Below are 23202 nucleotides of genomic sequence, written 5' to 3'. Positions count from 1 at the left end.
CCTCACTCCTTGAGTCCAATACAACCCGCTTGTAAATACCATTCCTTTGCTTGTTGCTGATGGCGCTGTTTCAGTTGATGGCGCTGTTGGTCATAAGCAACAATTTCGCTGGTGACAAAAATCAGTAATTCGGTATGTTGGTTTCGCTGACCACGATGTTTAAATACCTCTCCTGCGATAGGTAACTGCTTTAATCCAGGTAGACCCGCCTCTGACTCACTACTATCCGTACTTAACAACCCTGACAAAACCACAGTTTCGCCGTGTCGCGAGCTTAGTACAGCCTCTGTTCGACGGGTCAAGATGCCTGGAACACCGTTGACTTCTACCGCCGGATCGATATTTGAGACCTCGGCACTCAGTTTGGCTGTAATTTTACTTTCAGCAGACACCGTAGGCTCGATTGTTAGGCGTACACCGTACTCTCGAAAGCTCACGTCCTGCATACCTTGTCCTACCACTTGTGGAATCGGTATTTCACCACCGGCAAGAAATGAGGCGGGCTGTCCACTCTGTGTAGTCAAAACGGGGGTAGCGAGCAATTTTGCAGCGCCTTGCTGTTCGAGTAGTTGAATGTTTGACATCAGAAGAGGACTCCACTGCACGCCCCCTTGACGGCCCCACTGCCAATTCGGGCCGTCTATTTGCGAGTCCCATTGAATACCTAACTGCTGCACAAACTGTTGCTTTATCTCCAAAATAGTGACTTTGAGTCTAAGCATTGGGTGGTCGACACGCGTCGACACGGTTCGGTCAATTATGTTCGGATAAGGTTCGATAAGTTTCTTGAGTGCCGTTCTTTCTAGCGCTGGTAAACTTCCGCTCAGTTCAATGTGTTGACCCTCTTCATGCACATTAAAATTCGGATAATCCCGTGCCCAGGTTTTTAAACGCGTAACGATAGTTTTCGGCACCGCATGCACAATGGTGATAACGACACGTTTATCGTTCGGTCCGATCAACCACATATCGGTAGTACCTGGCAATAAACCACGAACTAAGAGCGTATCTTGCGAGATCAATTTGGCTTGTGCGAGCGCTTCATCAGCAATCATCACTTGTGTGCTGGGTGTGATAGTTAATAGTTCGCTTTGGCCCACCGTTAAGGTCAAGTTTTCGGTAGTGACCGCATTACTGGTTTGAACCCAAGCAGCAAAGAGTATAATAAGTATTCGCTTTACCATCCTATCAATGCTCCTACCAATCTAAAATTGCTGAACGACGCTCGTATGTCTGCCATGGTTGCCGCTTACCGGTGGAACGAACCCACCACTGTATGCCATCACCGATCATCTGCCCTAACCGTAACCGTTGCTTTGCCGAAACCGCCAAAGTCACCGACATCCCTTGACCAAGATCAGTCCCATTTACGGAGAGCACGCGAAGATTCTCCACCACACTTAAGCTATCTTGCATTGGTTTTTTACTGACTAAGTCAACACGATCATCGGGTTGCAACTGTCCATCGTGTAATTGCATCAGATCGACCGGTAGGGTAATCGCCCAGTGGTTTTCAGGTAAGCGATCGGCCATCCGCTTTTGATAGTTCAACTCGAATTGAGTCTCTTCAACGGGTGAACCTGCGGTTACTGCGCGTTTGATAGGTAGATCTAAGATCGTGCCGACATAGTCTTCTGTCATCCAGCCTGGGTTAACTAAATGAGCCGGATACTGACGTAGCGATAGCATCGAAGCATCAACCAAGGTGCCGGCCTTTAAGTCTTGGTTAAATACCACGATAGCTTGTTCAGGAGGTGTCTCAGCCTTCAAACGTTTAGCCGTCTCGTAGTTAAGGTATGAGCGCAATAACCACAAGGTGAAAGCCGTCAACACAATACTCATGAGCAATAAAATGACCCATTGCTTTTTCGCTTTCACATTCCACTCCCTGGTACAAAGCTAATCAAGTTGAGCATGGTTTTAAAATGCAGTGTCAATAAGTTTCCCAGTTGCCTGAGTTGCTCTACAACCGACTGTCCCCAATCGGTGCCAAACAAAAATACAGCGCACATTAATAACAATATCAGTGACTCTGTCAGCGCTTGTCCTGCTGATGCTTTAACCATATCAATACCGTCCATTGGCTATAGTTATAGAGGCTAAGTAAGCTGTTTAATGCAGGCAAATGAATGAGTTCGTGCGAGCTATTTACGGATAATCGTTGACGTTTTAACTGACTCAACCGAAATTCAAGTTGTCGTCGCATAGCAACGCGTCCAACAGGCTCAATAAACAGCCAATATTGATAGCCTTGTTGCGTCCCGTAGCCGAATGGTTTCAGACCAATATTTATTGGCGGAGGTTGCGTTGTTGGCTTATTCATGTCTATCGATGATAACCACCAGTGCTTATTTTCTCCTTGATGTAATAGCCAGATTTTTTGTTCAATTTCACACACCCATAGCTTGAGTTCAGTGGTGACAGGGCAATCAGGGAACTGTTCTTCTAATTGATGCCAGTCCGGCTGTGCAGGCTCTACTAAACGTATCAGCTCATGGACTGGAGCGGGGTCAGCCCATGTCCACATCAACAAAGCCATTGGAATATCCGCGAGCACGTTTCTTCCTCCTCAGGGACGATTTCGTCATCAATATGGCCCCAAATTAATGAATCACTTGAGAACTCTCTGGCAAAAGGCAAAATAGCGATGATGTCACGCACTGCATTCAACCACCCCATGTCTAATACACGATTAATCACCCAACCTGCAGGACGGTCGCGTAACGCCGCATCATCCCTCGCCGACCAATCATTGCGTATCTGCGCCATAGGCCATAGCGATGTTTCTTGTTCAGGCTGCACGAAATTATCGATATCCAGTTCATTCTTTACGAGTTTATCCAACGGTCCGAGAACGCGATGACTGACCTGAGCCGAGGTATAATCACTTGAGCGTTGCAATAGCTCGGAATCTTCAGGCTCAGAAAAGATGCGGTGTCGCTGTTGAGCTAACGTCGTCTCGCTCGTCTTGACAGCGGGTAAGAGTTCATCAGCAATAGACAGCACCAACAGCACCCAAAGCCCCGCCACTATAAGCGACTCGACCAATACGTGACCGCTATTTAATTGTAGATTAAGTCGACTTTTCATAGGCTTGGATGCCTAATACAGTTTGTTCAATCAGCGATAGGGGCGACAACTTTGTTTGCCAAAGCGCATTGAATAGATTTTCCTTCTCGTGTTTGCTGTCGGAGCGCGGAAATAAACTATTGGGACGCGAAAAAAACACTTCGGCTTTTGCCACGGCTTGTTGCTCCGATTCAGGGTCAGTGACTTTGATAACAATTTTATCAGCACCGAGTCGTGCTTTATGTTGTAAGCGAACAAAGCGAAATGCAGGCTGTTTCACTTTGAGCCGTGGCATCGACTGCCAACCTAGCCACGTTGCCCAAGGATTGATCCACTCGGACTCACCGTACAGTGATGCCCAACGTTTTACACGAACATACTGTGCCGAAGCCCCCCACGCCAACGGCAAACGCTCTTTCATACTGCCGAATGCCCAATATTTACGCCAGTGCGCTGAAACTGTATCGATAGCATGCCAATTCCATTCACCATTCCAACGCGTTGCCAAGTCACTACCTCCGGCTCGACGAATTTTTAGTGCATAAGTATCGAGCCAATTGTAGGTTCGCTTTTTAGAAAACGGATCTCGGCTCTTCAGCACTAGCGTTTTAAAAAACGCTGACTGCTCTTTGTCACGTGTTGACTCGACTTGGGTTAACCGCCACCAAAGCGCTGGAAAAGGAACAATACCACCGCCATGAAAGGCGTCCCACTCTAAACGGTCGTCATGTGCCGCTACCACGTCCTCGATCGAAAATGGAATTTCGGCAATTAAGGTGTGCTGTAATACGGTCTGCAGTGCCGAGATCGCTTGAATAATAGCAACGTGAAGCATAACCACGGCAGACAAACCACGCTCAGTGCCCAATTTAATACCTTTAAGCGCTCGTTTGAGTGTAACCATAGGTCCGGTAAGAACGGGAACAAAGGACAATACCGTGGCGCTATTGTTGATTAATGACACCATCATATTGAACCAACTATGCAAGCCCACCCACTGTGCAAGTGCAACTTGATTACCAATCAGGGCTCGGTTTAATAACGCGGCAAAATTAAGCTGCCGCGCCATTAATACACCTGCACTCATAGCAGCATTATCGGCGACACTTTGTAGATAAAACTGTCGACGCGCATGTTGACCTAACTGAGTGACTGAGAGCAACGCTAAACAAAGTAAGGTTGATAAGGCTAGGTAAAGCGGTAGTGCCATACCTCGGTTACGTAGAAGACGGTTCATTGTTCTTCCGTTTGGTTAGCTTCGTCGTAATTGCCTAAGTTAATATTCTTTTTCGCTACCGTTGATGCGGTACGTGCTGACTGTCTTGCTTGATTGATTTCCGAAGACGCACTTTGACCTGTCATCTCTTTAGCCAGACCCGCGACTTGGTTTCGTAAGCTTTGCCCAAACATGGAATACACACCAATTGCAGCAACCGCAATTAAGGCAACAATAATGATGTATTCTGTCATTCCCTGACCGTGTTGGCGGTGATGGGTTCGAGTTAAGTGATTAAATTGACACATACTGATTCCTCGAGCTGTGAAAGGAATCCGCAGTATAGAAGGGAAATGTGAGTATCGCCCTACCTAACGAGGGCGATCTAACTTTAACTTACTCGATATTCAGATATTTGTGCATCTGTACCGACAAACGCCAGTTGCGCTCAATACAGGTTTTCATCGCTAGTTCGGTGGCTCGTGGACGTTGACTAATAGGCTGCAAACAAATAACCACATCCGATTTAAGCTTTTGTCCTTGCAACAATCTATCTAAAGCATCTATATGTTTTTGCATCGCGACCGGGTGCTTGATCTCATCGGCACGACTCAAGCAATCGCTGCGCACTAAATAGCCCCCAGGCATATCGAGCTTAGGCGATACTGTCACCCATGTACCGGCTGTAATGAGCAACTCATAAGTACCGCTTGTCTCTATCTGTAATCGCATACCCTGGGCTTCCAGCACCTCACCCAGTTCTCGCAAATCATACATTGCAGGCTCGCCACCGGTAATCACGACATGTTTAGCACGATAGCCGCGTTGCTTTATCAGTTCGACAATATCAGCACTGGACATCTCCGCCCACTCGGACGTTGCCTCAGACTTTGCCATCATCGTTGCAACTGACACTTGGTCTTCTTGCTTCACGTCCCATGTGTGTTGCGTATCACACCAAGGGCAGCCAACAGGACACCCCTGTAAGCGGATAAAAATTGAAGGCACACCCGTAAAGGTCCCCTCACCCTGCAGAGTTTCAAAAATTTCGTTAATGCGGTAAGTCATGATTTTCGCTAAAATGATTGGAAGCTTAATTATACGGGGAGTCAGCGAATGTCGCAAAAGGTGGTTGTCATTTATTCAGGTGGAATGGATTCATTTACAGTACTGAATAGAGCATTAGAGCAAGGTCATGAAGTATCGGCATTGTCTTTTAATTATGGTCAACGCCATGTGCGCGAGCTGGATGTGGCCGCTAAAGTTTGCGAAGCACTCAATATTCCTCATAAAATCGTTGATATAACCGCAATTAACACCTTGCTAGCGGGCAGTTCTTTAACTGACGACATTGAGATCCCTGAGGGGCATTACGAAGAATCCTCAATGAAGTCGACAGTCGTACCCAACCGCAATATGATTTTGTTGTCACTAGCGATCGGTTACGCCGTATCCGAGGGCGCAAGTGCCGTTTATTATGGCGCTCACTCGGGTGACCACGCAATTTATCCTGATTGTCGCCCCGAATTTGTACGCCAGATGAACGTGGTCAGTCAGTTAGCAAACTACGAACCTGTAGAAGTGGTTGCGCCTTACCTTGATGTTGATAAAAATGCCATTCTCGCTGACGGCTTGCGTATGGAACTGAACTACGCAGATACGTGGACCTGCTACAACGGACGCGATAAAGCCTGTGGTAAATGCGGTGCCTGTGTCGAGCGGTTAGAGGCCTTTGCCGCCAATGGCGTCACCGACCCCCTTCCCTACGAAGCTTAATTAACCGCTGATACGCTCGAGCCAGCGTTGCACTTCCTGCCAACGGTTCGAGCGTTGTAGCTCATCCATACGCTCGTAATTAGCAGCGCCCAACATCGCTTGTAAGCGCTGACGACTGCGAGCCGAAGTATCAGGTAACGGCTGTTGCAGTAGTTCAAAGGCCGCATCGCGATCATTACATACCAGTATCATGTCGCAACCCGCCTGCAGTGCTGCCAAAGCGCGCTGACGCATATCGCCGACCACTGTCGCTCCTTGCATCGACAAATCATCGCTAAAAATCAGCCCGTTAAAGCCCAGTTGTTCGCGCAGTATGGTTTGTAACCAATAATGAGAGAATCCCGCTGGCTGCGGATCGACCTGCTCGTATATCACATGCGCAGGCATTATGCCGGCAAGTCGATCGGCCAACATATCAAAAACAGGGAGATCGGTACTAAAAATGGCTTCTTTTGAGCGGCTGTCAACCGGCACTGCAAAGTGCGAATCCGCTGCTACCGAGCCGTGTCCAGGAAAATGCTTACCTGTTGCACCCATACCTGCTTCATGCATGCCCTCAATAAATGCTTGCGCGATATGCGCGACCTGCTGAACGTCGCTCGCAAAGGCACGGTCACCAATCACTTCGCTACATCCATTAATATCCAATACCGGCGCAAAACTGATATCAATCCCTACGGCTCGAACTTCTCTCGCCATGAGCCACCCTAAGTCTTGCGCCGCAGTCAGTTGTTCATCACTCGGCAGATCAGTAATACGGGCCATAGCTGGGATAGCACTGAAACCATCGCGAAACCGTTGTACTCGCCCGCCCTCATGGTCAACAGCAACTAACAAGGGTGTTTCAGACGCGGCGCGAGCAGCCGCCACGAGGCTTTCCACTTGTTCAATACTGACAAAGTTGCGGGTGAACAATATCAGTCCGTTAACATCCGGATGCGCTAATAGTTGCTTATCTTCGGCGGTTAACTCAGTACCCGCGATATCGATCATTACCTGTGCCATGCCATCATCTCATTTCTTCATAATAATAAGCGCTAGTTTGCCAGAGGTGGCTGAATTGTACAGCTTGACCCCTGTAAAAAATAAGCATGTAATAAGATCATTAACACGTCGTTAACAAGAGTGGCCAAAATGAAACCTCTACGTTCAGTCTTATCATGCTCGTTGTGCGCTGCGCTTATCGCTTGTGGCGGTTCTTCGTCCGATAACAGCAATACCACAGGTGGAGGAAATAACTTCGCCAGTTGCTCGTTCGCGGATCAAAACCAACGCTTCTTCGAGTACATGCAGGAAGATTATTTTTGGAACGATAGCCTTCCGCAAACCATCGACCCCGAGGCTTATGACGACGTATATCAACTACTTGAAGAATTACGTGCCCCCGAAGATCGATACAGCTATATTTTGACGCAAGATGAATATGACGCCCTGTTTGTCTCAGCTGAATACGCAGGCTTTGGTTTTTCCCAACAGCAGATTAGTGCCGATCGTGTCAAACTACGTTTCGTCTACCAAGACTCACCCGCATGGAACGCTGGCATGCGTCGTGCAGACGAAATTATTGCGATCGACGGTGTTGCTGTTTCACAATTACTCGCGAATGGTGCTTACAGCGGCGCGTTAGGCCCTGCGGAGTCAGGCATCACAAGAGAGATTACTTGGCGTAACCCGACGGGCGATGAGCAAACGGCAACAATCACCAAAGATGAAGTCGCAACAAATACGGTGATGGGCCAAACAATTTGGCAGATTGATGGCCAACGTGTCGGTTACTTTACCCTCGATGCGTTTATCAACCGAACAGGAGATGACCTCAATCAGGTATTCAATGAACTGGATGCCAACAACATCGACCGTTTAGTGATTGATCTGCGATACAACGGCGGAGGGTTAATTCGTTATGCTAACCAACTTGCCACCCAGACCGCAGGTACGCAAGTACAGGGCAAAACCTTCATTCAATATCGCTTCAATGATAATAACGCGGCGCAAAATGAGACGGTGCCCTTTAGTTTGGTTGATGGCATCCGTCAGCTCGATCTGGATCAAGTCATTGTACTCACCACAGGGGCGAGTTGCTCGTCCTCTGAGTTGGTAATTAACTCATTACGGCCGCACGTTGATGTGATCACGATCGGTGAAACCAGTTGTGGTAAACCTGTGGGTCAACAACCACAAGAGTTATGCGATAAGGTCACCTTCGCTATTAATTTTGAAACCGTGAACTCGGAAGGGCAAGGCCAGTACTATGATGGTCTATCGCCTGACTGCCCAGTAAATGATGCAATTGTCGCCGATTGGGGCGAGTTTGCCGATCCGCTAACCGGTGCTGCTCGCGACTTCATTGTTAACGGTCAGTGTCCAGTGAGTACCGCAGCACTGGAGCACGTATCAACACCCGCTTACAAAAACGCGCCTATCTTTACCATGAAAGATAAGCGCGCCACATTACAGTAAATACCACGTCCAGAGCCGTGCGTTAATCACGCACGGCTTGTTTGCGTAAATCACCCTTCGTGGTATAGAACTGATTGTTTTCGATAATACCGGGGGCAAAGCTATCGACACCAATCGCTGTCATGCGAAGTTTTTCGGTATGAGCCAGCTTATCGGCTTCTTCTGCACTGATAATATTAAGCTCTTTCGCCTTATCGGCTAACGCCTGACCATTCAAGTTACCCGATAGCTCACCGCGTTTTTCGGCCTTACGAAGCTTCTTATAGACGTCTTTCATATCCAACATCGCTAAGAATGCTTTCTCCATATGACCTGTCATATCGTTCTCATCATCTTTCCAATAGCATAAGAACGTGTGACGATCGCGAGTGATACCCGGCTTCATCATGTCAGTACTAATGTCTTGTAATAACTCATCCGACGGCTGTGCAAAGTGATTACCCAATGGGAATACCATTGCGCGCATGAGTACCGCCACTGAACGTTTCGGGAAGTTGCGGAAGAATCCATCAAATGCATAACCAATCTTATGTAGGTGGCTCTGCACTGCATAATGCACATAAGGTAAGTCAGCCGCTTGTCGTCCTTCGTCCTCGAAACGCTTCAGCACCGCTGACGCCATATACAAGTGACTCAAAACATCACCTAAACGCGCAGAGATCATTTCTTTACGTTTTAAGTCACCACCCAGCATTAGCATCGACACGTCCGCTGCCATGGCTAAGCCACGACTAAAGCGCGTTAAGTGCTGATAATAACGACCAGTTTCACCACTGACCGGCGTTTCATTAAAGCGCGAACTTGTTAAACCCATCCAAAGGCTGCTGAACACATTGCTGACCGCAAAGCCTACATGTTTCATCAGCAAGCCATCGAATGCCATTAAACCTTGCTCTTCATCTGGGTTCGAAGCGGCTTTCATTTCTTCTAGGACATACGGGTGACAGCGTGTTGCACCCTGACCAAAAATCATCAGGTTACGGGTTAGAATGTTCGCGCCCTCGACCGTAATCGAGACCGGCGTCGCCATATAATTATGACCCAGGTAGTTGTGTGGACCTAGCTGAATCCCTTTACCTGCGTGAATATCCATCGCATGTTCGATGACCTCACGACCCATCTCAGTCATGTGGTACTTGGTCATAGCCGTAACAACCGAAGGTGATTTGCCCTGACATAACGCAGATACGGTGAGCCGGCGCATCGATTCTAAGGTATAGTTTGTTCCACCAATTTTACCCATAGCGCTCTGCACGCCTTCGAATACACCAATCGGTAAACCGAACTGTTGCCGCACATAAGCGTACGCACCTGTCATACGTTGTGTGACGTGACCTGAAGCTGCCGCCAATGCGGGCAATGAAATACCACGACCAGCAGATAGACACTCAACCAACATGCGCCAGCCTTTACCCGCATAATCCGCGCCGCCAATGATCCACTCTAAAGGAATGAAAACATCTTCACCGTAGGTGGTCCCATTTAAAAACGCTTGATTCAGCGGGAAGTGACGATCCCCAGTGACCACCCCCTTGTGTGATGTCGGAATCAAAGCGCAGGTAATACCTAGTTCTTTCTTGTCGCCTAGCAAGCTTTCAGGGTCGTACAACTTGAATGCCAAACCCAGCACCGTTGCAGAAGGCGCCAACGTAATATAACGTTTTGACCAATTAAGACGAATACCAACGACTTCCTTGCCCTCGTGTTCACCCTTACAAATAATGCCTTCATCGGGAATAGCACCTGCATCAGAGCCCGCTTCAGGACCCGTTAATGCAAAACATGGGATATCCGTACCGTCCGCTAAACGCGGAAGCCAATAGTTTTTCTGTTCATCCGTACCGTAATGCGTTAACAGCTCGCCTGGACCGAGAGAGTTCGGCACCATCACCGATACCGCAGCACTGATAGAGCGTGACGCGATACGCGAAACAATGTAAGAGTTAGCCGCTGGAGAGAAATCTAAACCACCATATTCCTTACCAATAATCATGGCAAAGAAATGCTCCTTGCGTAAAAAGTCCCAAACAGGTTTAGGTAAATCTCTATCTTGTTGAACGATTTTAAAATCATCCAACATATCCAATAACTCAGCCAACTGATTATCGACGAACGCTTGCTCTTCGCTGGTCAACTTCGGCTCAGGCGTTTCCAGTAGCTTCTGCCAATCTGGACGTCCACTGAACAACTCGCCGTCCCACCAGATGTCACCTGCCTCCATTGCCTCACGTTCAGTGTCTGACAACGGCGGAAGAATGCGTTTAAATAATTTGAACACCGGCTTAGTAATTAAGCTGCGACGAATATCACCCACTGCGAGTACAATGACCAACAGCACGATAATTAATATCAAGATTTCCATTCAACTCTCCAAACAATGGGACTTACAGTCAGTCTAGAACAACCTAGCAGAGCTGTCTGCCTTTAAGGACGTTCAAGTCCACCTGCTATAAATACGATCAAATGTTCAATGACGGTTTTAATATTCACTTCATAATTAAACTCAGCTCGGGCGATTTCAATCAGTGCCTGCCCAGATACCTGCGCAAACACAGTCGCACCAAGTACAAAGTGTAAGCGCCAAAACATTTCTTCATCAGAAAGCTCTGGGTTGGCTCGGTGTAACAGCGCCAAAAGGTGCTGTAACACATTGCCAAATGCCGATTGCGTATAGCGTCGTAAATGACCCTGAGTTTCTGAGTAAGCAAAACCGAGTAGCCGAAGAAAGCGCTCGGTGCCGCGTTTATGAATACCGTTCAACGAAAATAATGGCAGCTTGAAGGCTTCAAACACCTGCAATGTTGTTAGCGCTGATTCATCATCAAGACCACGTAACTCCTCATCCAGCGCAGGCATGAACACATCCATGTAGCGTGCTACCACAGCCTGAATGAGTGCTTTCTTAGAACCAAAGTGATAGTTGACGGATGCTAAATTAACATCCGCTTCTTGGGTAATTTGGCGTAAAGACGTTTGTTCAAACCCCTCTTTCGCAAACAATCGCTCGGCGGTATCGAGTATCCGCTTCTGTGTTGAGGGCTTGTTAGACGACGCCCGCACTGATGACGGGGCGTCGCTAGCATGACTTTTAAGATTAGACATGATTAGAAACACACATTTTAAACATGCGTTTAATTTAATCGATGTCGTTTCAGCGATCAAGTGTTCGCTGAAATATTATGGCAAGTTACCACATCGGCGAGTAATTTACAGGTACCCAGTCATAGGCATCGCCATCGCTTTTTACTTGGCCCACACCAGGAAATGGTAAATGCGCGCCCGCGACGTAATAACCCTCTTTCTCTGCCTCAGCATAGGCTTTGATGCGTCGCTCTCGCGCCTCATCTTGATTACTATCAAACGCAATCGTCACTTGCGGTTGATCAAACTGTACTTCCGCAACGTGCATAATATCGCCCCAAAAGACTAAGGTTTGGTCACCTGCATCCAACCGATACATCGTATGTCCAGGAGTATGGCCGTAGGCTTCCACACTTTTAATATTCCCGGCGAGCGTTTCGCCCGCAACAAAAGGTTTAAACTGACCGGCTTCTGCGTAAGCACCCAAGGCTTTCATCGCAGCTTTAAAACCACCCTGTTGTGCTTCAGGCACTTGTTGCATTTGTTGCTTTGATAGCCAGTAGTCCGCGTCATGTTTATCCGCGCGAACGGTCGCATTTTTAAACACGCGTTCTCCATCATCGATCAGCCCGCCGATATGGTCTGAGTGCATGTGAGTAATATACACCTCATCGATTTGATCGGTACTGTAGCCTGCTGCCTCGATGTTACGGACGAGATTACCTAAAGATGCGCCGAACATTGAGCCCGCACCGGTATCTATCAAAATGAGAGACTCACCGTCATTAATAAGGTAAGCATTGACCGAGGTTTCCAACGGTGACTGACGATAAAATTCGGCGAGTTTTTCACGCACCTTGTCCGCATCCATTTGTAACAGCTGATGCACCGGTAACTCTGTCGTACCATCAGATATAGCCGTTACCTCGACATCACCTAACATCATACGGTAATAGCCCGGCGCCGAAGTCTTTTGCTGAGGAGCGCTTGCAATCGCACTGACACTCAAAGTGCTAGCCAACGTTAAGGTTAAAACTGAACGTTTAAACATGGTTTTTTATCCTCTATAGAATGAACTCAACCTAACCATACGTCTAGAAACAGCATTATGACCAATCCAACCATCAACCCGCCACTGGCTTTAGAATGCTCACCCTCGCGGTGAGTTTCAGGAATAATTTCATGGCTAATGACGTAAATCATCGCTCCGGCTGAAAGCAATAACCCCCAAGGCAACAGCCACTCCGTTAAGCCAACAAAAATCCCACCTAACAAACCACCTATTGGCTCAACTAACCCTGTCAAAGCACCAATTAAGAAAGCCTTAAAGCGCGAATAGTTAAGGGCTAACAAGGCCAAAGAAACGGCCAACCCTTCTGGCACATTTTGTAAACCAATACCGGAGGCAATCGCTATAGTTGCGTCCCAGTCCTCGCCAGCAGCCGTTATACCGACCGCTAAGCCTTCTGGGATGTTGTGAATCGTGATCGCGATAATGAATAGCCACAAGCGACTTAGACGTGAATTGACGGGGCCTTCAGTGCCTTTGATAAAATGCTCATGGGGTACGGTCTTATCAATAAGCGCAATGAGTAAAGCGCCAGCGAGGATACCCGTAACCGCCATTAACGGAGGAATGATCCCATCGCCATAGAGATTACTGGCAATCTCTAGCGCCGGCACAATCAAAGAGAAAAAAGCTGCAGCCAACATCACGCCAGCAGCAAAGCCAAGCAGAATATTGGTATGACGCTGACTCGGTTGCCAGCCAATAAGAACAACACTGGAACCTAGTGCTGTCATCAAGCCACTAGCACCGCTTACAAAAAAGGCAAGCAACCAAGGATCCATAAGTTAGTCCTACGTTTTGATAAAAAGGTATCAGTGTCGCCAGTAGTGGCGATGAAACAATATCAGCACGGTCATTATTTCTAGACGCCCGGCTAACATGGCAAACACCAGTAATAATTTAGCACCACTCTCTAAACTCGCGAAGCTACCCGAGGGACCGATTACTTCACCCAAACCGGGACCTACGTTACTTACGGCAGAAGCGGCACCCGAGATCGCCGTTAGGAAATCAAGATCAAACAAAGATAGTCCTAGCGCGATGAATGCAACGAGGAGAAAATACATAAAACAAAAGGCGACCATAGAACCCAGTAAGGCATCATTGACACGGCGATCTTGGTAACTTTGAACCCTAACTAAGTTCGGGTGTATTAGCTGACTAAACTGCTTTTTGAGTAGCAGTTGTGAGAGCTGAAAACGAAAGATCTTCATACCGCCAGCGGTAGAGCCCGTGCAACCACCGACAAACATCAAGTAGAAAAACACCATTAATGCCCAGTTTCCCCACTGTCCGTAATCTTCGCTTGCGTAGCCGGTCGTCGTTACGACCGATACCACGTTAAAGGCTGTATGAATTAATGCATCAAAGACATCTCGACCACGCGTACCGTGCACCAGTGTGATAAAGGTAATTGCGATGGCAAGAAAAATCAGAAAAGCACGTACTTGGGAGTCTTGATACAGCGGACCAACATCCCCCTTCAGCGCACGAATATATAAAACAAAGGGCAAAGCACCGGCGACCATAAAGAGTGTTCCCGTTATCATCAAAAACGGGCTATCGGCAAAATGTCCGAACGAGGCATCATAATTGGAGAAGCCAGCCGTCGCAATTGTAGTCATGCCGTGCACAATCGCGTCAAAGGTGTGCATCCCGCCAAACCAATACAGCAACATCACCAGAAGCGTTAAAAGAATATAGACTCGCCCAATCGCAAATACCATATTGCTCGAACGAGGCATAAATTTACCGGAGATATCTGAGGATTCAGCTTGGAAAAGTCGCATACCACCGACTTGCAAAAACGGTAATATCGCCATCGCCATAACAATGATACCGATGCCGCCTAACCATTGCAGCATGCCACGCCAAAGCAGCACCGCGCGAGGGAGGTTATCAAGCCCAACAATCACCGTAGCCCCTGTCGTGGTGATGGCGGACATTGATTCGAACCAAGCATCTGCGAAGCTCAAGTAGGGTTGCGCGAAAATAAATGGCAGTGCCGAGAATAGGCTTGCAGATAACCAACAGAGTGATGTCAGCAAAAACACTTGTCTAGCTCGTAATTTGGCATCACCCGATTTTTGTAGAAACAACGCGGTACCGACTACCACACCGATAACAGCTAACGTGAGGTAGGTCCATTGTTCTTTTTCGCTGTTTGCGACGGCTACCGCAAACGGTAATAGCATTGCGATGGATAACAATGCTAACAAGCCGCCGACTGCTCGCGACAAAATTTTTGCCGCATCAACGCCAGTAAGTTTAGTTGGCGCCTGCATATGTGACGGCTTTAACATGGCAACGGTTTAGTTCGTAGTATCGAGGGGGGCAAATGATTTGACCAAGTCGTCAACTGCTTTCATTTGCTGCAAATAGGGTTCGAGTTTTGCCAATGGTAGCGCACAAGGACCGTCACACTTTGCTTCATCTGGGTTTGGGTGTGCCTCAATAAATAGACCGGCTAATCCCAGCGCCATTCCCGAACGCGCTAACTCGGCAGCTTGCGCCCGACGACCGTCCGCCGAATCGAGCCGACCTCCAGGCCGCTGTAAAGCATGCGTCGCATCAAACACGACCGGTGCCATTGACTTCATGTCATCCATGCCCAGCATATCAACAATTAAATTATTATAGCCAAAGCAACTCCCCCGCTCGCATAACAAAATACGTTCGTTGCCTGCTTCATTGAACTTCTTGATGATATGTTTCATCTCATGCGGCGCTAAAAACTGCGGTTTTTTAACATTAACCACCGCGCCCGTTTTTGCCATAGCCATAACTAAGTCGGTTTGACGTGCCAAAAAGGCGGGTAGCTGAATAATGTCAGCGACTTCAGCTACTGGCGAGGCCTGATAAGGTTCGTGTACATCCGTGATAATGGGTACATTAAAAGCCTGTTTTACAGCTTCAAATATTTTTAAGCCTTCCTCTAATCCGGGCCCTCGAAACGAATGAATCGATGAGCGATTTGCTTTATCAAAAGATGCTTTAAAGACATAAGGGATACCTAATGCCTCGGTCACCTTCATAAAGTGCTCAGCGGTCCGGAGCGCGAGATCTCGAGATTCGAGTACATTGAGACCGCCAAATAAAACAAACGGACGCTGGTTATCAAACGTAATATTACCCATATCAACGGATTGCATACTAACGCTCCTTAACTACCGACAACACGCAGGATTTGACCGGCTAAATAAGCCATATAGGTACCCAATGCATAACCCATCACGGCCAATAATACACCAACCGGAGCTAGCGAAGGATGAAAAGCGGATGCAACCACAGGCGCGGACGCAGCACCGCCAACATTGGCTTGACTTCCCACAGCCATGTAAAAGACAGGGGCTTTTATGAGCTTAGCAACAAGTAGCATCAAGCCTGCATGAATCATCATCCAAATAGCACCTATCAAGAAATATTTAGGGGCATCAACGATTGCGGTGACGTCCATATGTAAACCAATACTGGCGACTAGAATATAAACGAAAACTGAACCAATTTTAGAGGCGCCAGCCGCTTCAAGAGACCGGGCACGCGTGAACGATAATGCGATCCCGCCTGCTGTTGCTAATACGATGACCCAGAAAAACAAACTATCTAAGCTAAAACGACTTAAGTACGGCGCATGCTCTCCGATGGCGGGTGCTATCCAATCGGCCAGTAAATGAGCCAAGCCCGCTACCCCAAAACCAACAGCTAAAATCAACATCAAGTCGCGTAAACTGGGATTACGCACGTGTTCAGCTTCGTATTTTTCAACTTTCGCGCGAATTGCGTCAATCGCCGAGGTATCCGCGCCGGTGCGCGCATCAATTTTCTTAGCGTTTGCCGCCATATAAAGCAGTACAGCCATCCAAAGGTTGGCAACAATGATATCGACTGTAACCATTGCAGAGAAGATGTCGCCGCCGACTTCGTAAACTTCTTTCATCGCCGCTTGGTTTGCACCACCACCTATCCAACTACCTGCAATCGTAGTCATACCGCGCCAAACCGCATCCGGTCCTGCACCACCCAGTAGTTCTGGGAAGACTAAGGAGACCAACAGCAACGCTATAGGCCCCCCTATAACAATACCCAACGTACCTGTTAAGAATAGAATAAGCGCTTTTGATCCCAAACCTACAACCGCTTTCAGATCTAAGCTCAGAGTCAATAGCACCATACACGCAGGTAAGAGATAATCCATGGTGATATCTGTCACAGCATTGGCATTGCCATCGACAATATTAAATGTGTTCAGCAGTGATGGAATGAAATAACACAGCAACAATGCTGGAACGTATTTATAAAACTTTTCAAACGCAGGATGTTTGCTCGAGTGGGTATAAAAAACCAACCCTAAAATGGCTAATAGCAAGCCAATAATCACACCATCATTGGTGATCAAAGCGGTCGTCTCTGCAACCTTAGGTGCAGCTGCCAGCATCTGGATACTCCTTAATTTTAATCATTCTTATTAAACTTTTTTTATCAATGAACAATATGCGACGGTCCAGCATAATTTTCCAATTGTAACTTTAACAACTGAGCGCTGGGGTCATCAGGACATTGTTCAACGAAAAATTGATAGTCGTCTGCTGCAATATGCTGACAACCTAATTCTTCGTACAAATAACCACGATCTCGAATCTCATAGGGATCGTTGGGCCGTAAAACGAGCAACATCTCAATACAACGCAACGCTTTCTCGAAGCGAGCCTCAGCCATGAAGCATTGTTTTAATTCAGTCAGATACGCTTCGATAAGCGCTGACTGCGGTGTTGCTTCTGCCCACTCCCAACAGAATTCTGCATCTCCGTCCATCAGGTGATCGAACCGATGAACAATATCTTCGTAGCGCACTGACTCGCCCGTATGAGGATCAAAAAAGTACGCTTGGTTGTGCGCTTCATATTTAAGTAGCGGATAACCGGGAAAGTCAATCAGTTGAACATGCAAGCCATGACGGTGCGCCGCTGCGTGTAATAACATTGCTAACACCAAGGGCACACCCGTGCGTTGCATACACACATCATGGATTAAAATTCGATGGGATTTAACCCATGATTCAGGCGCATCGCTGTAACCCAATTGGCGATAAAAATGACGTCCCAACTGAGCCATTTTATCTGCCGCGGAGGCGTCTTCCTCGAAACCTCCAAAGTTGTCCACTTGTTGCCAAAATTCATCAATATCGGCTACCTTTCGATAGCCAAGTTGACGACTGATTTCCCAAATAATATCAATTGTTGGTAGCCATTCTTGTTCACTGGACTCAAGAAAAGAATACGACATGGTCACCTAAGTAAAATTGAGTGTATGAATGCGTTTTGCGTATTTTACGCAAACAGTACGGGCATTTTTGAATAAGCGACATGGAAAAGAAACAATAACCAAGCCACAGCACCTAAAAATCCAACCCAACGCCAAGCAGCACTCGACGCCTTAAAAGCAATTAGACCAAAAATAATGTAGCCGACAAGGCCAATAATTTTATTAGACAGCCATGCTGCGCCAATAGGCGCCCCACCAACGATAATAATCATCGCGATGGCACTTAACAGAAGAAAAGTATCGTTCACATGCGGCACAATTTTCACCCACTTCTTCTGTAACTGTTGAGGGGACTTCAACACCCAGAAAAAACGCAGCATAAATAAAGCCACGGAAATCACGACAAATAGCACGTGCAAATGTTTAAATGCGATATACAAAATTAATTCTCCTTGCCGTCAAAAAAATGCATAGTAGACGCGCTAATCATGACTACGCCAGGACACCGCTTAGGTGTTTAATGACGTTATCTAAAAAGTCGGGAGAGTAATAACGCCCGCGTTCGTCTTGCAAACGCGTAATCATATCACTTTCTGCCAATCCCTGCGCGCGCCAATCGGCGATTTGTTCCGATACCAAGATGACTTGAGTCGGTTGAGCAATCGAGTTTCCCTTTTTGCCATCCGGTAAACCTAATCCATCCCAACGCTCCAATCGATCCATTAACGCCGTAAAAGCAAATTGTGTTGCTTGTTCTTGACCATTTTTCAGTCCTCGCAGTGACGTCGCAATTCGTTGTTGGCAACTGGTTTCGTGAGCGGCTGCGTTAGGCTCAATACACGACAACAAAGGTTTAGCGCGTGTATATAGCGTCAACGCACAACTTATATTGATGGCAGTGGTCTCATCGAATAACGTAGTGCCGATGCGATAAGCAATAGCCTCAGACCCGCCAACGGTGCTACTATCAAAGTGCACTGCTTGCAGGCGCACTAGTTGGTCAGCAATGCCCGCCATAAGAACGTCTGTATCTTCGATACACACTACATTGTCTTGCGCTTTCTGCACGTTTTCAGCAAATAGCTTTAAGACATGATGATCATCATCGGTGAGCGCACGCGACATACCACCGATAAACAACACAGAGCCTTGAGGACGACAATGGCTCCGACAATACATCAGTACAAAATCATCTCCATAATAATGGCTATTATCACGGATGACGTTATCGAGCTCGGAGAGCGCCTTGCCCGGTAATACAGCACGCAAAGTTTGCCCCATCGCAACGTCGCTATCCTCGCCATTGGCGGCAACAACACGGTAAGCACGGCCATCGTCGGTCGCCGTTGCATACAACGTTTGCCTGGCTCCGCCGATCACCCAACTGAGCTGCTGGACAATACCGTCAACAAACTGTTGCATAGGTTGCAATGTATATAAGTTGGCCGATGCTTCAATGATTTTCTCGAGGCCCTGACGGCTTTGATCGACCGACATGATATCGCGGTACGAACGTAACGACGACATCACCGCAGTAAACAGTTTCTGCGCAGTAAGCTCAGTTTTAGATTTGTAGTCGTTGATATCATAATTGACAATCACTGTACGCTCGGGCGCTTGCCCTGGCTGACCTGTGCGAAGAATAATCCGAGTGTAGTGGTTATCCGCTTCTTCACGAATATAACGAGCGACTTTCAAGCCCGCATCGTCAGATTCCATCACCACGTCGAGTAATAGAATGGCAGCATCAGGATGTTGATCCACCAATTGACGCGCTTCTTCACCCGAAAAAGCACTGAAAAAATCAAGACCTCGACCGAGGAACTCAAAATCGCTTAATGCCAATTTTGTCACCGCATGAACCTCGGGTTCATCATCAACAATAAGCACCTTCCATTTGTCTTTTAGGAGTGCAGGTTGCGAGTGTTGCGGCTCATCAGCAAACATGAACTGATTGCTCATAATGGTCTCTCTCTTATTTCACTTTCTGTCCGCCAGTGATTCGTTCGACATTACCATAATCTCGCCATATGTTAACGTTTTTATAACCGAATTCACGTAATAAAGTTATAACCGCTTGCGCTTGCTGCCAACCATGTTCCATTAGCAACCAACCGTTCGGTTTCAGGTACGCGTGACCTTGTTCTGCGATGTGATGAAGATCAGCGATCCCAGCGCGTTCCGCGACAAGTGCCGAACGGGGCTCAAAACGCACATCACCTTGAGCTAAGTGCGCATCATCCTCAGCAATGTAGGGAGGATTACTAACGATTAGATCGTAAACGCTTCGATCTGCCAAACTGTCGAACCAATGACTGTGCAAAACTTCAACAGCAAGCCCAAGACGTCGCGCATTACGTTGAGCAAGCGACACTGCCGATGCTGACCAATCGACTGCGGTCACCTGCCAATCTGGACGCTCGCTTTTCAGCGCCAGTGCGATCGCGCCCGTTCCAGTACCTAAATCTAAAACCCGTGCATCTGCCGGTAAGGATAGTGACAGTGCTGTTTCTACAAGGCATTCGGTATCCGGTCGGGGGATCAGTGTGCTTTTGTCTACCGCAAGAGAGAGTGACCAAAATTCTCGCTCACCAACAATATAAGCAACGGGTTCACCTCGGCAACGTCGCGCAACCCAGTTTTGCAATTGTTGAAATTGTGCATCCGTTAAACGACGTTCCGGCCACGTCATGAAATAGCTCAATGGCTTATCGAGGAGGTAAGATAACAATACGCGGCTGTCAACCTGAGCATCGGCTGAGTCTGAATCCGTTGCAAGCTGTTGACGCGCCCACTTGAGCGCGTCTTCGATACTTAAGTTCATTAATTATCTTGCGACAATGCAGCGAGCTGGTCAGCTTGATGTTCAGTGATAATCGGGTCCAACAATAGGTCAAGCCCGCCCTCAAGTACCTCATCTAAGCGATATAGAGTGAGGTTTATACGATGATCTGTGACGCGGCTTTGTGGGTAATTGTAGGTACGGATACGTTCTGAACGATCACCGCTTCCCACCAAGCTGCGTCGGGTACTGGCTTCTTCTTGCGCGCGCTTCTCATCTTCCATGCGCTGTAATCGTGATTGCAGTACCGACATCGCCTTGGCACGGTTTTTGTGCTGTGAGCGCTCTTCCTGACACTCAACGACCACCCCCGACGGCAAGTGAGTAATACGAATCGCAGAGTCCGTTCGGTTAACGTGTTGTCCACCTGCGCCCGACGCTCGAAAGGTGTCAACGCGCAAGTCAGCTGGATTTATTTCAATGGCTTCTGCCTCTGGAATTTCGGGCAACACCGCCACCGTACATGCCGACGTATGAATCCGCCCTTGAGATTCCGTTTCAGGTACGCGTTGAACACGATGCCCACCGGATTCAAATTTCATACGACCATAGACACCATCGCCACTTAACTGCGCAATCACTTCCTTATAACCGCCATGTTCGCCTTCGTTAGCACTGACAGTACTTACGCGCCATCCGTGTTGTTCAGCATAACGGCTGTACATGCGGAACAAATCGCCGGCAAAAATCGCCGCTTCATCACCCCCTGCGCCCGCACGGATTTCTAGGTAACATGCGCGATCATCGTTTGGATCTTTAGGCAGCAGTAGTACTTGCAATGAGTTTTCTAGGCTTTCCACCCGCTGTTTAGCATCGGCAATCTCTTCATTTGCCATTTCACGCATTTCGGGATCATCGTCATCAGCCATTTCGTGTGCAGCGGTTAGATCAGATTGCGCCTGTCGATAAGAATTAAACGCACTGACTACTTCTTCTAACTGAGCGTATTCCTTTGATAATGAACGAAACTTATCCTGTTCTGAAATAATATCAGGTTCGCCCAGTAGTGCTTGCACTTCCTCATAACGCTCAATTAATCCCTCAAGCTTGCGCTCTATCGATGGATTCATGCTTAATTGGTTTCCTTATTCTGATTATCATCCTCAAGCCACAATCGCTGAAGCACTGACAAAGTCGTTTGGTCACCCTGCTCGCCCGCTTGTTTTAACAGCTGCGTGGGTCGGTGCGCGAGTTGTTGCGTTAGTTTGTGACTGAGAACTTGCATGACTTGCTCGGCTGGCTTGCCTTGTTGCAACATCGCCAACGCCTTTTCTAGCTGGAGCTGCGCAACTTTCTGTGTGTGTTGCCGATAGTCCCTAATTAACGTAACGCTATCTAGGGAGCGTAACCAATCTAAAAATTGGTTGGCTTCCCGAGCAATAATTTTGCGAGCTTGCTGCGCGGCTTGCTCGCGGTTCTTAATATTTTCGCTGATTATATTTTGTAAATCATCAACCGTATAGAGGTACGCGTCATCCAATTCATTCACTTGCTCCTCAATATCGCGAGGTACCGCCAAGTCGATGAGTAAAATGGGTTTATGGCGACGCTGCTTTAATGCTTTTTCAACACGCCCTTTACCAATAATCGGTAAAGTACTGGCGGTCGAGCTAACTACGATATCTGCATTCGGTAATAACTCACCTAACTGACTCAGACTGTGTGCCTCGGCGCCTACACGTTGAGCCAGTTCGGTGGCACGCTGCAAAGTGCGGTTGGCAACGTTTAAAGAGCTAACACCTTGCTGCACAAGATGTTGAGCAACCAGTTCAGACGTATCACCAGCGCCCACCAGAAGTACATTCGAATGTTTTAAATCACCGAAAATATGCTTAGCTAAACTAACAGCAGCAAAGGCGACAGACACCGCATTTTGACCAACTTCGGTTTCATTTCTAACCGCTTTAGCAACACGGAACGTATTTTGAAAAAGTCGCTCGAGAATACCACCCACCACATTAAAATGCTTCGCCTGCTGGTATGCTTGTTTCACTTGTCCTAGTATCTGCGGCTCTCCAAGCACCAATGAATCTAAACCGCTAGCGACACTCATCAAATGTGCAACCGCATCTTCTTGAATATGATAATAGTGATGTTGCTCAAGTTCACTCGGCGTGATGCCATGAAATTGTGACAACCAATGCAGCATCGGCTGATGTTCGGCATGACCATGACAATAAAGTTCAGTACGATTGCAGGTCGATACAATGATGGCTTCTTCAATTCCAGGTAACTGCTTAAGCTCAGTCAACGCCTGTTCTAATTGCACCGGACCAAAAGCTACGCGCTCTCGTAACTCGACAGGTGCTGTTCTATGGTTTATGCCTAAAATTGAAATGGTCATCGGGAGTCGCGGTTTACTCTAACAGAGGGTTGAAAACGCTGAGCGGATTGTACGTGATCGGAGGGATTATTGAAAGTCACAGA

Annotated in this window: 23 protein-coding genes; 2 read left to right on the top strand and 21 right to left on the bottom strand. The window is 47.6% G+C overall.

Annotated elements, in window-relative coordinates; all coding sequences use genetic code 11:
- Positions 1-2 precede the first annotated feature (2 nt).
- The 7 genes from AWU56_RS03250 to queE form a co-directional block, all read right to left on the bottom strand.
- Positions 3-1184 (bottom strand): Flp pilus assembly protein CpaC, encoded by a 1182-nt coding sequence (locus AWU56_RS03250; protein ID WP_006955236.1) that lies wholly within the window; start codon positions 1182-1184, stop codon positions 3-5.
- A 13-nt stretch (positions 1185-1197) separates the two neighbouring features.
- Positions 1198-1878, bottom strand: a complete 681-nt coding sequence (cpaB, locus tag AWU56_RS03245) for a Flp pilus assembly protein CpaB (protein WP_286681749.1) — start codon at positions 1876-1878, stop codon at positions 1198-1200.
- A gap of 157 nt (positions 1879-2035) precedes the next feature.
- Entirely contained in the window at positions 2036-2539 is a 504-nt protein-coding gene (locus tag AWU56_RS03240) for a hypothetical protein (protein WP_040487724.1), read from the bottom strand.
- Complete coding sequence (locus tag AWU56_RS03235; protein ID WP_272978265.1) at positions 2527-3090, bottom strand: hypothetical protein; 564 nt, start codon at positions 3088-3090, stop codon at positions 2527-2529. The genes AWU56_RS03240 and AWU56_RS03235 overlap by 13 nt, the downstream gene beginning before the upstream one ends.
- Positions 3074-4306 carry a hypothetical protein gene (locus AWU56_RS03230; protein ID WP_272978264.1) on the bottom strand — a complete coding sequence of 411 codons (1233 nt, stop codon included), beginning with the start codon at positions 4304-4306 and terminating at the stop codon, positions 3074-3076. The genes AWU56_RS03235 and AWU56_RS03230 overlap by 17 nt, the downstream gene beginning before the upstream one ends.
- On the bottom strand, positions 4303-4593 hold the full coding sequence (locus tag AWU56_RS03225) for a Flp family type IVb pilin (protein WP_006955230.1): 291 nt from the start codon (positions 4591-4593) through the stop codon (positions 4303-4305). The genes AWU56_RS03230 and AWU56_RS03225 overlap by 4 nt, the downstream gene beginning before the upstream one ends.
- 88 nt (positions 4594-4681) lie before the next feature.
- Positions 4682-5353: a 7-carboxy-7-deazaguanine synthase QueE gene (gene queE, locus AWU56_RS03220; protein ID WP_286681748.1), complete on the bottom strand. Its 672-nt coding sequence runs from the start codon at positions 5351-5353 to the stop codon at positions 4682-4684.
- 48 nt (positions 5354-5401) lie between these two features.
- On the opposite strand from queE, the gene queC reads away from it, so the two are divergent.
- Entirely contained in the window at positions 5402-6061 is a 660-nt protein-coding gene (gene queC, locus AWU56_RS03215; RefSeq protein WP_286681747.1) for a 7-cyano-7-deazaguanine synthase QueC, read from the top strand.
- On the opposite strand, the gene nagZ is transcribed toward queC, so the two are convergent.
- Positions 6062-7066 (bottom strand): beta-N-acetylhexosaminidase, encoded by a 1005-nt coding sequence (nagZ, locus tag AWU56_RS03210; RefSeq protein ID WP_286681746.1) that lies wholly within the window; start codon positions 7064-7066, stop codon positions 6062-6064.
- Positions 7067-7195: 129 nt separating this feature from the next.
- Here nagZ and AWU56_RS03205 point away from each other — a divergent pair, with 129 nt between their 5' ends.
- Positions 7196-8521, top strand: coding sequence for a S41 family peptidase (locus tag AWU56_RS03205; RefSeq protein WP_286681745.1), 1326 nt, complete (start codon positions 7196-7198; stop codon positions 8519-8521).
- A gap of 22 nt (positions 8522-8543) precedes the next feature.
- Here AWU56_RS03205 and AWU56_RS03200 read toward each other — a convergent pair whose 3' ends face one another.
- The 13 genes from AWU56_RS03200 to hemA form a co-directional block, all read right to left on the bottom strand.
- Positions 8544-10883, bottom strand: coding sequence for an acyl-CoA dehydrogenase (locus AWU56_RS03200; RefSeq protein ID WP_272978260.1), 2340 nt, complete (start codon positions 10881-10883; stop codon positions 8544-8546).
- Between the two features lie 62 nt (positions 10884-10945).
- Positions 10946-11623: a TetR/AcrR family transcriptional regulator gene (locus AWU56_RS03195; RefSeq protein WP_286681744.1), complete on the bottom strand. Its 678-nt coding sequence runs from the start codon at positions 11621-11623 to the stop codon at positions 10946-10948.
- Positions 11624-11708: 85 nt separating this feature from the next.
- Positions 11709-12653 (bottom strand): MBL fold metallo-hydrolase, encoded by a 945-nt coding sequence (locus tag AWU56_RS03190; protein ID WP_286681743.1) that lies wholly within the window; start codon positions 12651-12653, stop codon positions 11709-11711.
- 26 nt (positions 12654-12679) lie between these two features.
- The gene (locus tag AWU56_RS03185; protein WP_006955222.1) at positions 12680-13453 is read right to left on the bottom strand and encodes a ZIP family metal transporter; all 774 of its coding nucleotides are present in this window, start codon (positions 13451-13453) and stop codon (positions 12680-12682) included.
- Between the two features lie 30 nt (positions 13454-13483).
- The gene (locus AWU56_RS03180; RefSeq protein ID WP_286681742.1) at positions 13484-14974 is read right to left on the bottom strand and encodes a TrkH family potassium uptake protein; all 1491 of its coding nucleotides are present in this window, start codon (positions 14972-14974) and stop codon (positions 13484-13486) included.
- A gap of 9 nt (positions 14975-14983) precedes the next feature.
- A complete protein-coding gene (gene kdsA, locus AWU56_RS03175; RefSeq protein WP_286681741.1) occupies positions 14984-15823 on the bottom strand; it encodes a 3-deoxy-8-phosphooctulonate synthase in 840 nt (279 codons plus the stop codon).
- 11 nt (positions 15824-15834) lie between these two features.
- A complete protein-coding gene (locus AWU56_RS03170; RefSeq protein ID WP_286681740.1) occupies positions 15835-17106 on the bottom strand; it encodes a DUF819 family protein in 1272 nt (423 codons plus the stop codon).
- 44 nt (positions 17107-17150) lie between these two features.
- A complete protein-coding gene (locus tag AWU56_RS03165) occupies positions 17151-17954 on the bottom strand; it encodes a SirB1 family protein (RefSeq protein ID WP_006955218.1) in 804 nt (267 codons plus the stop codon).
- 44 nt (positions 17955-17998) lie between these two features.
- The gene (locus tag AWU56_RS03160) at positions 17999-18373 is read right to left on the bottom strand and encodes a SirB2 family protein (RefSeq protein WP_006955217.1); all 375 of its coding nucleotides are present in this window, start codon (positions 18371-18373) and stop codon (positions 17999-18001) included.
- 52 nt (positions 18374-18425) lie between these two features.
- On the bottom strand, positions 18426-19895 hold the full coding sequence (locus tag AWU56_RS03155; RefSeq protein ID WP_286681739.1) for a response regulator: 1470 nt from the start codon (positions 19893-19895) through the stop codon (positions 18426-18428).
- A 13-nt stretch (positions 19896-19908) separates the two neighbouring features.
- Complete coding sequence (gene prmC / locus AWU56_RS03150; protein WP_006955215.1) at positions 19909-20757, bottom strand: peptide chain release factor N(5)-glutamine methyltransferase; 849 nt, start codon at positions 20755-20757, stop codon at positions 19909-19911.
- Positions 20757-21845, bottom strand: a complete 1089-nt coding sequence (prfA, locus tag AWU56_RS03145; protein ID WP_006955214.1) for a peptide chain release factor 1 — start codon at positions 21843-21845, stop codon at positions 20757-20759. The genes prmC and prfA overlap by 1 nt, the downstream gene beginning before the upstream one ends.
- Positions 21846-21847: 2 nt before the next feature.
- A complete protein-coding gene (gene hemA, locus AWU56_RS03140; protein WP_006955213.1) occupies positions 21848-23119 on the bottom strand; it encodes a glutamyl-tRNA reductase in 1272 nt (423 codons plus the stop codon).
- Positions 23120-23202: the final 83 nt, after the last annotated feature.

Source organism: Idiomarina sp. T82-3 (genome assembly GCF_001577655.1).
Lineage (GTDB): Bacteria > Pseudomonadota > Gammaproteobacteria > Enterobacterales > Alteromonadaceae > Idiomarina > Idiomarina baltica.
Note: the sequence above shows the minus strand (reverse complement) of the source record. Positions and strands in the feature narration are given on the sequence as shown.

Excerpts from the sequence above, each read along its gene's own strand:
- prmC (WP_006955215.1), bottom strand. The coding sequence starts at position 20,757 with ATGAACTTAAGTATCGAAGACGCGCTCAAGTGGGCGCGTCAACAGCTT.
- nagZ (WP_286681746.1), bottom strand. The coding sequence starts at position 7,066 with ATGGCACAGGTAATGATCGATATCGCGGGTACTGAGTTAACCGCCGAA.
- prfA (WP_006955214.1), bottom strand. The coding sequence starts at position 21,845 with ATGAATCCATCGATAGAGCGCAAGCTTGAGGGATTAATTGAGCGTTAT.
- queE (WP_286681748.1), bottom strand. The coding sequence starts at position 5,353 with ATGACTTACCGCATTAACGAAATTTTTGAAACTCTGCAGGGTGAGGGG.
- AWU56_RS03205 (WP_286681745.1), top strand. The coding sequence starts at position 7,196 with ATGAAACCTCTACGTTCAGTCTTATCATGCTCGTTGTGCGCTGCGCTT.
- AWU56_RS03185 (WP_006955222.1), bottom strand. The coding sequence starts at position 13,453 with ATGGATCCTTGGTTGCTTGCCTTTTTTGTAAGCGGTGCTAGTGGCTTG.
- AWU56_RS03230 (WP_272978264.1), bottom strand. The coding sequence starts at position 4,306 with ATGAACCGTCTTCTACGTAACCGAGGTATGGCACTACCGCTTTACCTA.
- hemA (WP_006955213.1), bottom strand. The coding sequence starts at position 23,119 with ATGACCATTTCAATTTTAGGCATAAACCATAGAACAGCACCTGTCGAG.
- AWU56_RS03155 (WP_286681739.1), bottom strand. The coding sequence starts at position 19,895 with ATGAGCAATCAGTTCATGTTTGCTGATGAGCCGCAACACTCGCAACCT.
- AWU56_RS03240 (WP_040487724.1), bottom strand. The coding sequence starts at position 2,539 with ATGGCTTTGTTGATGTGGACATGGGCTGACCCCGCTCCAGTCCATGAG.
- AWU56_RS03190 (WP_286681743.1), bottom strand. The coding sequence starts at position 12,653 with ATGTTTAAACGTTCAGTTTTAACCTTAACGTTGGCTAGCACTTTGAGT.
- kdsA (WP_286681741.1), bottom strand. The coding sequence starts at position 15,823 with ATGCAATCCGTTGATATGGGTAATATTACGTTTGATAACCAGCGTCCG.
- queC (WP_286681747.1), top strand. The coding sequence starts at position 5,402 with ATGTCGCAAAAGGTGGTTGTCATTTATTCAGGTGGAATGGATTCATTT.
- AWU56_RS03225 (WP_006955230.1), bottom strand. The coding sequence starts at position 4,593 with ATGTGTCAATTTAATCACTTAACTCGAACCCATCACCGCCAACACGGT.
- AWU56_RS03195 (WP_286681744.1), bottom strand. The coding sequence starts at position 11,623 with ATGTCTAATCTTAAAAGTCATGCTAGCGACGCCCCGTCATCAGTGCGG.
- AWU56_RS03170 (WP_286681740.1), bottom strand. The coding sequence starts at position 17,106 with ATGCTGGCAGCTGCACCTAAGGTTGCAGAGACGACCGCTTTGATCACC.
- AWU56_RS03250 (WP_006955236.1), bottom strand. The coding sequence starts at position 1,184 with ATGGTAAAGCGAATACTTATTATACTCTTTGCTGCTTGGGTTCAAACC.
- AWU56_RS03200 (WP_272978260.1), bottom strand. The coding sequence starts at position 10,883 with ATGGAAATCTTGATATTAATTATCGTGCTGTTGGTCATTGTACTCGCA.
- AWU56_RS03165 (WP_006955218.1), bottom strand. The coding sequence starts at position 17,954 with ATGTCGTATTCTTTTCTTGAGTCCAGTGAACAAGAATGGCTACCAACA.
- AWU56_RS03180 (WP_286681742.1), bottom strand. The coding sequence starts at position 14,974 with ATGTTAAAGCCGTCACATATGCAGGCGCCAACTAAACTTACTGGCGTT.
- AWU56_RS03235 (WP_272978265.1), bottom strand. The coding sequence starts at position 3,090 with ATGAAAAGTCGACTTAATCTACAATTAAATAGCGGTCACGTATTGGTC.